Here is a 12,331-nt window from a genome sequence, read left to right as displayed (position 1 = left end):
CCCGGAGAATCTCGGCGCATTCTAGCTGGGCTGCCCCGCTAGGCAAGCCGCGTGTGTCCTGTTTTCGATTACAGGCGGACCAAAGTGCGCCCGAAGGAGGCGCCGGCCAGCATGGTGTCGAAGACCAGGGGCAATTCCTCCAGCCCCGCCTCCCGCGTGCAGATGCGTTCCAACTGCGCCGGCTTCCAGTCCGATGCGAGGCGACACCACACTTCCTCGCGGATATCGCGCGCCGTGCCGGCCGAGGCCACGCCCAGCAGCGAGACGCCGCGGATGATGAAGGGCATCACGGTCGCGTCCAGCGCGGGCGATGCGGCCAGGCCCGCGCTGGCGACGTTGCCGTAGGGCGCGGTCTGCGCGAGCAGGCTGGTGAGCATCGCGCCGCCGACGTTGTCCAGGCCGCCGCCGAAGCGCGCGGTTTCCATCGGGCGCGTGGTCGCGAGCGCGTCGCGGGTGAGGATTTCGGTGGCGCCCAGGTCGCGCAGATACGCCGCTGCGTCGGGCTTGCCGCTGATCGCGTGCACGTTGTAACCGGCGCGCGTGAAGATCGCGACCGCGAGCGAACCGACGCCCCCCGTCGCGCCCGTCACCGCGAGCGGCCCGAGCGCCGGCGTTTGCCGGTTGTCTTCCATGCGCAGCAGCGCGAGCGCCGCGGTGAAACCCGCGGTGCCGAGGATCATGCTTTCGCGCAGCGACAAGCCGTCGGGCAGCGCGATCGTCCACTGCGCCGGCAGACGCACGTACTGCGAATAACCGCCGTCGCGCGTTTCGCTCAGGCCGCTGCCGGTGGCGAGGACCGCGTCGCCTTCCTTGAAGCGCGGGTCGGTGGACGCGACGACATGCCCCGCGACATCGATTCCGCCCACCAGCGGAAACTTGCGCAGGATCTTCCCCTTGCCCGTGCCCGCAAGCGCGTCCTTGTAGTTGACCGACGAGAACACGGCGCGAATGACGACTTCGCCCGGCGCGAGATCATCGAGCGCAATCTGCTCGATGCCGCTGCGATACCCCGCGGCGTCGTCGTGGATGCGGAAGGCGGCGAACTGTGCGGGCACGTCGGTCATCAGCGGAGATCCTTTCGGCGTTTGCCGTCCATGTGCTTCGAAGCATGCGCCGGTTCGTACGCGCGCATCCACGCGAGCAACGCGTCGAGGTCGTCGCCGTGCCAGAGGTCGCGGCGTTGGTCGGCGTGGAGGAAGCGTTCCTCGACCATGCGGTCCATCATCGCGGCGAGCGGTTCGTAGAACCCTTCGACGTCGAGGAATGCACACGGTTTGTCGCCGAGGCCGAGCTGGCGCCAGGTGAGCATCTCGAACATTTCGTCCAGCGTGCCGAAGCCGCCGGGCAGCGCGACGAAGGCATCGCTGAGATCGAACATGCGCGCCTTGCGTTCGTGCATGTTGGCGACGACGTCCAGGCGCGTCAGGCCCGTATGCGCGACTTCCCAGCCGACGAGTTGTTCCGGGATCACGCCGATCACTTCACCACCGGCCGCGAGCGCGGCGTCCGCGACGACGCCCATCAAGCCCACGTTACCGCCGCCGTAGACCACGGCGAGACCTTCTCGTGCCAGGCGCGTGCCGAGTGCGGTGGCTTTCTGCGCGTATTCCGGGCGCGCGCCCATGTTCGATCCGCAGTACACGCACACCGATCGCATCAATTGGACTCCAGCAGCGCGATGCCCGACATGCGCAAGTTCGCCTCGCGATGCTTGCGCGGCGAAATGTTCAACAGGAAGTTCCAGAAGTTCGCGCCGCGCGGTTTGCGATTCAGGCGCATCGCATCGGTCCACGTCGGATGCCATTCGCTTTCGCGCCAGCCGGCGTTTGCGAAGAACGCGGTGCCTTCGGCCGGACCGAAGCGGAACGGCGCATTGCCGCTCTTGAGCGTCGGCGACCAGCGCTTTTCCAGCATCTTCAGCAGGCGAGGGGAGGCCAGGTCCATCAGCCACCAGCGGGCATGCGCGACGTCGTGCAGGTCGCGCGCGAGCGCGGCGACGTCGCTGGCTTCCAGATAGATCAGCAGCCCTTCGGTGATCGCGAACACCGGGCCTTCTTCGGCCGCTTTCGCGAACACCGCGCGGCGCGTGTCGGCGTCGCGCAGGTCGGCGGGAATGAATTCGAGCCGGCACTTCGGCGTTTCGCCGGCCATGCCGGTGCGGAAGTAGTCGACCATCTCCGGCATGTCGACATGCAGCCAGCGCAGGTCGGCGGGGAGGTTCAGGCGATACGGACGTGCGTCGAGGCCTGCGGCGAGATTCAGCACGGTCTTCGCACCGGCGCGCACGAGGCGTTGCACGATGTCGTCCATCACGCACGTGCGCACGACGAGCGGCCAGCTGGTTTCAGAGCCGGAAGGCAGTGCTTCGACGATCGCCTGTCCGCGTGCGCCGCCGAGGCGGCGTGCGTAGGGATCGTTGAAGAGCGCGTCGGACCGCTCGGATTCCATCGCGCGATAGGTGGCGACCCAGAGCGCGGTGTCGGAGACGTTGCGGATGGGGTTGGTGTCGACCATCGGCGATGCGTCTCCCTTGGGATGCGTGGTGCTGCGGACCCTCTCCCCAACCCCTCTCCCGGTGGGAGAGGGGCGCAGGCGAACGCTTAGTTCGCCTTGTGAATCGCTCTCTTGTGCACGGCCATCGCGGCGTCGTGCACCGCTTCCGACAGGGTCGGATGCGCGTGGCAGATGCGGGCGAGGTCGTCGGCCGAGCCGCTGAACTCCATCGCGAGCACGCCTTCGTGCACGAGCTCGGAGACATTCACGCCGACCAGGTGCATGCCGAGGATGCGATCGGTCTCCGCGTGCGCGATGACCTTCACGAAGCCCGCCGGTTCGGCCATCGCCACCGCGCGGCCCAGCGCCGCGAACGGGAAGCTGCCGGCCTTGTACGGGATGCCTTCGGCCTTGAGCTGTTCTTCGGTCTTGCCGACCCACGCGATCTCGGGTTCGGTGTAGATGACCCACGGAATCGTGTCGAGGTTGACGTGGCCCGGCAGGCCCGCGATCAACTCGGCCACCGCGATGCCTTCCTCGAAGCCCTTGTGCGCCAGCATCGGGCCGCGCACGCAATCGCCGACGGCCCACACGCCGTCCACGCCGGTGTGGCAATGCTCGTCGACTTCGATCATGCCGCGCTGGTCGAGCTTGACGCCCGTACCTTCCGCGAGAAGACCCTTGGTCGCCGCGCGACGGCCGACCGACACCAGCAGCTTGTCGACGGTGATCGTCTGCTCGCCCTTGGCGTCGGTGTAGGTCAGAACGACTTCGTTCTTCTTCACTTCGGCCTTCGACACCTTCGCGCCGAGGCGAATGTCGAGGCCCTGCTTCTTGAATTCGCGCGCGGCGGTCTTGGCGACTTCCGCATCGGCGGCGGCCAGGAAATCCGGCAGCGCTTCAAGGATGGTGACTTCGGCGCCCAGGCGCTTCCACACCGAACCGAGTTCCAGGCCGATCACGCCGGCGCCGATCACGCCCAAACGCTTCGGCACTTCGGTGAAGTCGAGCGCGCCAACGTTGTCGACGATGGTCTTGCCATCGAACTTCGCGAACGGCAGCTCGATCGAATCCGAACCCGCCGCGATCACGACGTTCGTGCCCTTGAGCTCGACGGTCGTGCCGTCGTGCTGCTTGACGGTGACCACGTTGCCCGGCTGCAGCTGGCCGAAGCCGTAATACGGCGTGACCTTGTTCGCCTTGAACAGCATGGCGATGCCGCCGGTGAACTGCTTCACGATCTTGTCCTTCCGACCGATCATCGTGCCGATGTCGATCGCCGGATTCGTCGCGGTGATGCCGTGTTCGCCGAACAGGTGGGTGAGGTTCCAGAACTGGCGCGAGCTGTCGAGCAGCGCCTTGGACGGGATGCAACCCACGCGCAGGCACGTGCCGCCGAGGGCGGGCTTGCCGTCCTTGCCGAGCGCGGCGTCGATGCACGCGGTCTTCAGGCCCAGCTGCGCGGCGCGGATGGCGGCGTGGTAACCGGCGGGGCCGGCACCGATCACGATGACGTCAAAATTCTCTTTGAGAGCGGTCTCAGCCATGTCGATTACATCCCCAACAGCATGCGGTGCGGATTTTCGAGCTGGTTCTTGATGTCGACCAGGAACAGCACCGCGTCCTTGCCGTCGATGATGCGGTGGTCGTAGCTCAGCGCGATGTACATCATCGGCGCGGCGACGACGGCGCCGTTCTCGACGATCGCGCGCTCCTTGATGGCGTGCATGCCGAGGATCGCGCTCTGCGGCGGATTGACGATCGGCGTGGACATCAGCGAACCGAAGGTGCCGCCGTTGGTGATCGTGAACGTGCCGCCCTGGAGGTCTTCCAGCTTCAGGCCGCCTTCGCGCGCGGCCTTCGCGTACGCCGCGATGCCCGCTTCGATTTCGGCGAAGCCCATGCGCTCGACGTTGCGCAGCACCGGCGTGACCAACCCCTTCTCGGTCGACACCGCGATCGAGATGTCGGCATAGCCGTGATAGATGACGTCGTTGCCATCGACCGACGCGTTGACGGCCGGGTGGCGCGCGAGTGCATTGGCGGCGGCCTTGGCGAAGAAGCTCATGAAGCCGAGCTTGATGCCGTTGGCCTTCTCGAACTGTTCGCCGAGATCCTTGCGCATCTGCATGACCTTCGCGAGGTTGACCTCGTTGAAGGACGTCAGCATCGCGATGGAGTTCTTCGACTGCATCAGGCGTTCGGCGATGCGCGCGCGCATGCGCGTCATCGGCACGCGCTGTTCCGGGCGCGCCGAAGCGGCGACGGTGCCGCCGGCCTTCGCGTAGTTGACGAGATCTTCCTTCGTCACCGCGCCACGGCGGCCGGTGCCTTCGACCTGCGAGGGATCGATGCCTTCGGACGCGGCGGTGAAACGCGCGCCCGGCGGGAGTTCGCCGGTGGCGGCGGCAGGCGCGGCCTTCGCAGGCGCGGCGGGTGCAGCGACAGCCGCGCTCTTGGCAGGCGCCTGTGCTTCGGCCTTCGGGGCTTCGGCCTTCGGCGCTTCCGCCTTCGCGGGCGTTGCCGCGGCGGCGGCGCCTTCCTCGATGACAGCGATGACCTGCTGCGAGGTGACGGTCGCGCCTTCTTCGAACTTGATTTCCTTCAGCACCCCGTCGACGGGCGAGGGGACTTCGAGCACGACCTTGTCGGTCTCCAGGTCCAGCAGGTTTTCGTCGCGCTTGACGGCGTCGCCTGCCTTCTTGTGCCAGGTCGCGATGGTCGCGTCGGAAACGGATTCGGGAAGGACCGGAACTTTGACTTCGATGGCCATATCAGGCGTCCTGGGTTCGATAAGGGGTGCGAGCGATCATTCCGGGCACGCGTCGCCATGCACGGGATTGACCAGTGCATCGGCGACGAGCGCGGTCTGCTCGGCGACGTGTTCGGCAAGGTGTCCCGCGGCGGGCGAGGGCGAACGCAAACGGCCGACGTAGTTGAGCGTCTGCTTGGGCTGCAGGCAGAAGCGCAGGTGGTGCTGGATCTGGTACCACGCGCCCTGGTTCTGCGGTTCTTCCTGGCACCACACGACTTCGGTGGCCGAGGGGAAGCGCTGCAGTTCCGCGACGAGCTTGGCGCGCGGGAAGGGATAGAGCTGTTCGACGCGCACGATCGCCACGTCCTTGATCTCGCGCTTGGTCGCTTCTTCGATCAGGTCGTAGTAGACCTTGCCGCCGCACACGACGACGCGCTTGACCTTCTTCAGGTCGGCGGCCTTCGACGAGACGTTGCTTGCCGGGATCAATTCCTGGAACTCGCCCTTCGCCAGTTCGTCGAGCGAGGAGACCGCGAGCTTGTGGCGCAGCAGCGACTTCGGCGTCATGACCACGAGCGGCTTGCGCGTATCCATGCGCTGCTGGCGGCGGATCATGTGGAAGGCCTGCGCCGGCGTGGTCGGCGTGCAGACGAGCATGTTGTCGAGCGCGCACAACTGCAGGAAGCGTTCAAGACGCGCGGAGCTGTGTTCCGGGCCCTGGCCTTCGTAGCCGTGCGGCAGGAACAGCGCCAGGCCGCACAGGCGCCCCCACTTGGCTTCGCCCGACGACAGGAACTGGTCGATCACCACCTGCGCGCCGTTGGCGAAATCGCCGAACTGGGCTTCCCAGATGTCGAGCGTCATGGGATCGGCGGTGGCGTAGCCGTATTCGAACGCCATGACCGCTTCTTCGCTGAGCAGCGAATCGATGATCGCCACGTCCTTCTTGTCCTGCACCAGTTCGCGCAGCGGCAGGTAGTACGCGTCGGTGTTCTGGTCGTGCAGGATCGCGTGGCGGTGGAAGAACGTGCCGCGGCCGCAGTCCTGGCCGACCAGGCGCAGCTTGTTGCCTTCGGTCAGCAACGTCGCGTACGCGAGGTTTTCCGCGAAGCCCCAGTCGCCCGGCACTTCGCCGGCCGCCATCTTGCGGCGGTCTTCGTAGATCTTCGCCACGCGCGGATGCAGCTTGACGGTGTCGGGGATCGTGTTGATTTGCGCGGCAAGCTTGTCGAGTTCCTTGCGCGGCACTTTCGTGTCGACCGGATCGGACAGCTTGGCCTTGAAGCGCGACCAGTCGACGGTGAACTCATCGCCCGTGACTTCGACCACTTCGGTCGTGACTTCGCCGGCATCGAGCTTGTTGCGCAACGCATCGACCATCGCCTGCGACTGATCGGCCTTGATCTCGCCCATGGCGTCGAGCTTGGCGGCGTAGAGCTCGCGCGTGGTCTTCATCGCGCGGATCTTCTGGTACATCAGCGGCTGCGTGGCCGCCGGCTCGTCGGCCTCGTTGTGGCCGTGGCGGCGGTAGCAGACGAGATCGACGACGACGTCCTTCAGGAAGCGCTGGCGGAAGTCGTATGCAATTTCGGCGACGAACGCGACGGCTTCCGGGTCGTCGCCGTTCACGTGCAGCACCGGCGCGCCGACCATCTTGGCGACGTCCGTGCAATACAACGTGGAACGCGCGTCTTCCGCGGCGCTGGTCGTGAAGCCGACCTGGTTGTTGATGACGATGTGCAGCGTGCCGCCGACATTGAAGCCGCGCGCCTGCGACATCTGGAACAGTTCCATCACCACGCCCTGGCCGGCGAACGCGGCGTCGCCGTGCATCAGGATCGGCAAGACGGACTTGCGCTCGGTGTCCTTGCGGCGCATCTGGCGCGAACGCACGGAGCCGACGACCACCGGGTCGACGATTTCCAGGTGCGAAGGATTGAACGCGAGCGCGAGATGCACCGGGCCGCCCGGGGAGGCGACATCGGCGGAGAAGCCCATGTGGTATTTCACGTCGCCGGTGTGCGCGCGATCGTCGTGTTCGAACTTGCCTTCGAACTCGTCGAACAACTTGCGCGGCGGCTTGCCGAGCGTGTTGACCAGCACGTTGAGGCGGCCGCGGTGGGCCATGCCCATCACGACTTCGCGCACGCCGTCTCCACCGCCGCGGGCGATGATGACGTCGAGCATCGGGATCAGGCTGTCGCCGCCTTCCAGCGAGAAGCGCTTCTGGCCGACGTACTTGGTGTGCAGGTAGCGCTCGAGGCCTTCGGCGGCCGTGAGGCGCTCGAGGATGCGGGCCTTCTGCTCCGGCGTGCGGCCGTAGTTGCCGCCGGCGGTTTCCAGGCGTTCCTGCATCCAGCGACGTTGTTCGACGTCGGTGATGTGCATGAACTCCACGCCGATCGGGCCGGTGTAGGTGGACTTCAGCACGCCGACGATGTCGCGCAGCTTCATGCGCTGCTGGCCGGCGAGGCCGCCGGTGGAGAACTCGGCGTCGAGGTCGCCTTCGGACAGATGGTGGAAGCCGAGCGCCAGGTCGGGCGCATCGGGCTTGACGGCCATGCCGAGCGGATCGAGGTTGGCCTGCAGGTGGCCGCGCGAACGATAGGCGGTGATCAGGCGGCCGACCGAACGCTCGCGGGCATCGCCCGCGCCAGTGGCGGCGGGTGCGTCGAGCAGGCCGCGTGCGGCACGGCGGCCGGCATCGGCCACCTGTTCCATCACCACGCTGTGCGGGACGTCACCGGCTTCGCGACCCTTCAGGCCGTCGAAATACGCCTTCCATTTGGGCCCCACCGACTCCGGGGCGACGAGGTACTGCTCGTACAAGTCCTCGAGATAGGCGGCATTGGCGCCGAGCTGGGAGGACTGCGCAAACTGCTTCAGGAGACTGTCCACAATAAGGTCGGGAAGCTCTTCGATGGGGGCAAACGGGCGCGCGCTCAAGTCCGGACGGGCCGACCAGGCGCGAAAGGCCGAGAATTATAGCCCTGCGAATCAGAGCCCTGCACCCAAATGAATGGGTGGGGACGACTCAGATGCCCAACGCGCGGTATTCGCTGACCGGTCGCGCGCGTTCCCACACCGCCATGAATGCCCCGCGCAACTGCCGCGCGCGGCCCGGTGCGTGCAGGTCGGCTTCACCGTCGAAGCGATGGCCCAGGGTGCGGAAGTAATAGCCGCCCAGGTCGTTGGCGAGGTAGGCCGAGGGATAGGCCCTGTCGACCGGATCGTCGACTTCGCGGAACAGGAAGACGCTGGGCAGGCGCTGCGCGAGTGCGAGCAGCGGCGCATGGCCGCGTTGCGGCGCGGCGGCATCCTGCAGCAGCACGCGCAACTCGTTGCCGCGCCCGGCGGTGCCGAATCGGCGCAGCGCGTCCAGCACCGGCGGTGCATCGAGCAGGCCGGGGTCCAGATCGCGGGTGTAGAGCCACAGCGAGCGGCGCGCGTCGTCGATGATGTCGACGATGGTGGCAATGGCCGTGTCGCGATGGTCGATCGCCGACGGACCGCCGAGCATGCGGCGCATCGATTGATGTTCGATGCCCGCTTCCCAGAAACGCTCGCCGTAGGGCTGGAAGCCGTGGCGCAGGTAGAACTCGATCGCCGGCGTCTGCGCGTGCAGTGAGATCTCGCGCCAGCCGCGCTGCCGCGCCTGTTCGATCAGCGCGAGCAACATCGCATCGCCCACGCCCTTGCCGCGCCATTCGCGCAGCACCGCCATGCGGCCGATCTTGTGTTCGGGCGTCAACCGGCCGGTGCCGATCGGCGTGCCGTCGAGTGCGCGCGCCAGGACATGCACGCATTGCGGGTCGAGCTCGTCCCATTCCAGTTCGAGCGGAACTTGCTGCTCTTCGACGAACACGATCTCGCGCACCGCGCGCAGTTGGTTGATGGCCGCTTCGTAATCCACGGCCTCGATGCGGAACGGTTGGCTGGGCTCGCTGTCCATGGCGGTCACTCGTCCTCGTCGATCAACATTTGGTAGTGCCCTGCCTCCACCAACGAAAAGACGGCATCGCGTCCGGCCTGCGAGAGGCCGGCGTATTGCGCGCCGTCGAGCGTGCCGGCGGCGGCGAGCGTCTTCGCGTCCTTCACGGGCATGGCGAAGGCCAGGCCGCTGACGAACAGATGGCCTTTCTTGCCGGCGCGGCGCCACACGGCGCGCGACCACGGGTGCCGCGACAGCCGCACGCCCTGGCCCAGGTCCCATTCCAGTTCGATGCGCGAGGGCGTGGCGTCGGGCGGCTGCACTTCGCCGGCGGCGCGGTAGAGCGTGGAAAAGCGCGCGAACCAATCGCCGAGGCGCTCGGGATCGTTCATGCGCAAGGCGTTGAGCGCGGCGATGGCGCGATCCATCGCCGCGGCGTCGATCTCGTTCGGATCGGCGGGGACGGTGAGGTCGGGGTCGGCGTAGCGCAGTGATTCGTCGGCGTCGGCGGCGAGCGTGTCGATGAAATCGCCGAGCAACTCAGCCGTGGACGGTGCGCGCATGCCGACCGAGAAGGTCAGGCACGGATCCTCGGCGACGCCGTGGTGCGGCACGCCCGGCGGGAGGTAGAGCATGTCGCCGGGGCCGAGCACCCAATCGTGCGTGGGGTGGAAGTCGCGCAGCAGCTTGAGTTCGACGTCGTCGCGGAACGCGATGCCCGGCGCCTTGCGCCCCATCGCTTCGCTCGCGTCGACCTGCCAGCGGCGATGCCCGTGCGCCTGCAGCAGGAACACGTCGTACTGGTCCACATGCGCGCCGACCGAGCCGCCGGTCGCCGCGAACGACACCATGATGTCGTCGATGCGCCAGCGCGGCAGGAACGCGAAGGCCGGCAACAACGCGGCGACATCGGCGTCCCACTTGTCGACGTCCTGCACCAGCAGCGTCCAATCGTGATCGCCGAGTTCGGGGAACAACTCTTCTTCGAACGGCCCGTGCCGCACCATCCACGAATCCCCGGCGCGATCGTGCGCGATCAGCCGCGACAACGCGGCTTCTTCGCACGCAAGACCCGCGAGGTCTTCGGGCGCGATCGGTGAAACAAAGCCGGGGAACGCGTTGCGGATGAGCAACGGGCGCTTCTGCCAGTAATCGCGCAGGAAGCGCTCGGGCGGCATGCCGAGCGGCGGCAGGTGCGTGGCGTCGACTTCGAAGGGCAGCACTCCCTCCCCTGTTTTGACAGGGGAGGGCCGGGGAGGGGTGCTCTTGGTGCGTTTCTTGGACTTCATTGGGTAGCGATCTCGTCGTAACCGCGGCCGAGGAATTGCAGCAGGCACCAGCCGTGTCCCCAGGGATCGGCCAGTTGCACGATGCGCCCCCAACCGGCTTCGCGGACCGCGCCTTCCTGCACGGCACCCGCGGCGATCGCGCGGATCAATGCCGCGTCGAGATCATCGACGACGACATCGACGTGCACGGGCGTCCAATGGCGGAGGTAATCGCGGGCGGTGGCACCGGCACCGATCGTGCCGGCTTGCTTGTGAAGCAAATAGATCGGCACGTCCGCGCCGAGCAGTTCGAGGGCATCACTGCCGAAGCGCCGGCCGCGATGCAGGCCGAAGGCTTCGCCGTAGAAACGCTCGGCCGTGGCGATCTCGGGGACGTCGATGTTGACCAGCATCCGCATCGCGCCACCTCCTTCGCAGCGATCAAATGTCCTTCGCGAGGCGTTCGGCCAGGCCGATGTACGTCGCGGGCGTGAGTTGCGCCAAACGTGCGCGTGCATCGTCGGGCAGGTCGAGCGAAGCGATGAACGCCTGCATCGACTCGGCCGTGATGCCCTGGCCACGCGTCAATGCCTTGAGTTGCTCGTACGGGTTCGGCAAACCGTGGCGGCGCATCACGGTCTGCACGGCTTCGGCGAGCACTTCCCATGCGGCGTCGAGGTCGGCGGCCAGGCGGTCGGGATTCGTGCTGAGCTTGTTGAGGCCGCGCAGCAGCGCATCGAAGCCGATCAGCGAATGGCCGAAGGCCGTGCCGAGCGCGCGCAGCACCGTCGAGTCGGTGAGGTCGCGCTGCCAGCGGCTGATTGGCAGCTTTGCGGCGAAGTGTTCGAACAACGCATTGGCGATGCCGAAGTTGCCTTCCGCGTTTTCGAAGTCGATCGGGTTGACCTTGTGCGGCATCGTCGAGCTGCCGACTTCACCGGCCTTCACCGCCTGCTTGAAGTAGCCCAGCGAGATGTAGCCCCAGATGTCGCGGCACAGATCGATGGCGATCGTGTCGATGCGCTTGCATGCATCGCACAGTTCGGCGACGCCGTCGTGCGGCTCGATCTGCGTGGTGTAGGGCTGGAAATCCAGGCCGAGGGAGCCGACGAAGCCCTGTGCGAAGGTCGGCCAGTCGACATCCGGATACGCGCTGACGTGCGCGTTGTAGTTGCCCACCGCGCCGTTGATCTTGCCCGGCATCGGCAATGCGGCGAGCACGCTGCGCTGGCGATCCAGGCGCGCGACGACATTCGCGAGTTCCTTGCCGACCGTGGTCGGCGAGGCGGTCTGGCCGTGCGTGCGCGAGAGCATCGGCAGCGCGGCGTTTTCGTGCGCCATCGCGCGCAGCTTGCCGATCAGTTCGTCGAGTTTCGGCAGCAGCACCGTGTCGCGCGCTTCGCGCAGCATCAGGGCGTAGGACAGATTGTTGATGTCTTCGCTGGTGCAGGCGAAGTGGACGAATTCCATCGCGGGGCCCAGGGCCGCGTCGTCCTTCAGCGTTTCCTTGATGAAGTATTCGACCGCCTTGACGTCGTGGTTCGTCGTGCGCTCGATTTCCTTCACGCGCGCGGCGTTGGCGACGGAAAAGTTGGCGGCCAGCGCCTGCAGGCGTCCGCGCGCGGCCTTGTCGAACGCGGGCAGTTCGACGATGCCAGCTTCATCGGCCAACGCGAGCAGCCATTCGACTTCGACCTTCACGCGCGCCTTGATCAGCCCGTACTCGGAGAAGATCGGGCGCAGCGCGTCGACCTTGCCCGCATAGCGGCCATCGAGCGGGGACAGGGCGAGGAGCGGGGCGTCGGTCATCGAGGCGGGTTCTGGGCCAGGGAGCGCGCAAGTTTAAACGCTTGCGGGCGTATGCTCCCGCCGACCGGCTGCAGG

The 12,331-nt window shown here is 66.8% G+C and carries 10 protein-coding genes; all 10 read right to left on the bottom strand.

Annotated elements, in window-relative coordinates:
* Positions 1–68: 68 nt before the first annotated feature.
* The 10 genes from GN331_RS12410 to purB all read right to left on the bottom strand — a co-directional run bounded on the left by GN331_RS12410 (position 69) and on the right by purB (position 12,256).
* Positions 69–1,064, bottom strand: a complete 996-nt coding sequence (locus GN331_RS12410) for a YhdH/YhfP family quinone oxidoreductase (protein WP_156642580.1) — start codon at positions 1,062–1,064, stop codon at positions 69–71.
* Positions 1,064–1,657, bottom strand: coding sequence for an LOG family protein (locus tag GN331_RS12405; RefSeq protein WP_156642579.1), 594 nt, complete (start codon positions 1,655–1,657; stop codon positions 1,064–1,066). Before GN331_RS12405 ends, GN331_RS12410 begins: the two co-directional genes overlap by 1 nt.
* On the bottom strand, positions 1,657–2,514 hold the full coding sequence (locus GN331_RS12400) for a class I SAM-dependent methyltransferase (protein ID WP_156642578.1): 858 nt from the start codon (positions 2,512–2,514) through the stop codon (positions 1,657–1,659). Before GN331_RS12400 ends, GN331_RS12405 begins: the two co-directional genes overlap by 1 nt.
* Positions 2,515–2,600: 86 nt before the next feature.
* Positions 2,601–4,040 (bottom strand): dihydrolipoyl dehydrogenase, encoded by a 1,440-nt coding sequence (gene lpdA / locus GN331_RS12395; protein WP_156642577.1) that lies wholly within the window; start codon positions 4,038–4,040, stop codon positions 2,601–2,603.
* Between the two features lie 5 nt (positions 4,041–4,045).
* The gene (gene sucB, locus GN331_RS12390; protein WP_156642576.1) at positions 4,046–5,266 is read right to left on the bottom strand and encodes a dihydrolipoyllysine-residue succinyltransferase; all 1,221 of its coding nucleotides are present in this window, start codon (positions 5,264–5,266) and stop codon (positions 4,046–4,048) included.
* Positions 5,267–5,302: 36 nt separating this feature from the next.
* A complete protein-coding gene (locus tag GN331_RS12385) occupies positions 5,303–8,146 on the bottom strand; it encodes a 2-oxoglutarate dehydrogenase E1 component (protein ID WP_331713473.1) in 2,844 nt (947 codons plus the stop codon).
* Positions 8,147–8,282: 136 nt separating this feature from the next.
* A complete protein-coding gene (locus tag GN331_RS12380; protein WP_156642574.1) occupies positions 8,283–9,200 on the bottom strand; it encodes a GNAT family N-acetyltransferase in 918 nt (305 codons plus the stop codon).
* A gap of 5 nt (positions 9,201–9,205) precedes the next feature.
* Positions 9,206–10,357 carry a ribosomal protein uL16 3-hydroxylase gene (locus tag GN331_RS12375; protein WP_231734505.1) on the bottom strand — a complete coding sequence of 384 codons (1,152 nt, stop codon included), beginning with the start codon at positions 10,355–10,357 and terminating at the stop codon, positions 9,206–9,208.
* Between the two features lie 107 nt (positions 10,358–10,464).
* Positions 10,465–10,866 carry a VOC family protein gene (locus tag GN331_RS12370; RefSeq protein ID WP_156642572.1) on the bottom strand — a complete coding sequence of 134 codons (402 nt, stop codon included), beginning with the start codon at positions 10,864–10,866 and terminating at the stop codon, positions 10,465–10,467.
* 22 nt (positions 10,867–10,888) lie between these two features.
* On the bottom strand, positions 10,889–12,256 hold the full coding sequence (gene purB / locus GN331_RS12365) for an adenylosuccinate lyase (RefSeq protein WP_156642571.1): 1,368 nt from the start codon (positions 12,254–12,256) through the stop codon (positions 10,889–10,891).
* Positions 12,257–12,331: the final 75 nt, after the last annotated feature.

Source organism: Noviluteimonas gilva, assembly GCF_009740395.1.
Classification (GTDB): Bacteria; Pseudomonadota; Gammaproteobacteria; order Xanthomonadales; family Xanthomonadaceae; genus Noviluteimonas; species Noviluteimonas gilva.
Note: the sequence above shows the minus strand (reverse complement) of the source record. Positions and strands in the feature narration are given on the sequence as shown.

Bases quoted from the DNA above. Each gene is read 5' to 3' on its own strand.
- GN331_RS12410 (WP_156642580.1), bottom strand. From the start codon at position 1,064: ATGACCGACGTGCCCGCACAGTTCGCCGCCTTCCGCATCCACGACGAC.
- GN331_RS12405 (WP_156642579.1), bottom strand. From the start codon at position 1,657: ATGCGATCGGTGTGCGTGTACTGCGGATCGAACATGGGCGCGCGCCCG.
- GN331_RS12400 (WP_156642578.1), bottom strand. From the start codon at position 2,514: ATGGTCGACACCAACCCCATCCGCAACGTCTCCGACACCGCGCTCTGG.
- lpdA (WP_156642577.1), bottom strand. From the start codon at position 4,040: ATGGCTGAGACCGCTCTCAAAGAGAATTTTGACGTCATCGTGATCGGT.
- sucB (WP_156642576.1), bottom strand. From the start codon at position 5,266: ATGGCCATCGAAGTCAAAGTTCCGGTCCTTCCCGAATCCGTTTCCGAC.
- GN331_RS12380 (WP_156642574.1), bottom strand. From the start codon at position 9,200: ATGGACAGCGAGCCCAGCCAACCGTTCCGCATCGAGGCCGTGGATTAC.
- GN331_RS12375 (WP_231734505.1), bottom strand. From the start codon at position 10,357: ATGCCGCCCGAGCGCTTCCTGCGCGATTACTGGCAGAAGCGCCCGTTG.
- GN331_RS12370 (WP_156642572.1), bottom strand. From the start codon at position 10,866: ATGCGGATGCTGGTCAACATCGACGTCCCCGAGATCGCCACGGCCGAG.
- purB (WP_156642571.1), bottom strand. From the start codon at position 12,256: ATGACCGACGCCCCGCTCCTCGCCCTGTCCCCGCTCGATGGCCGCTAT.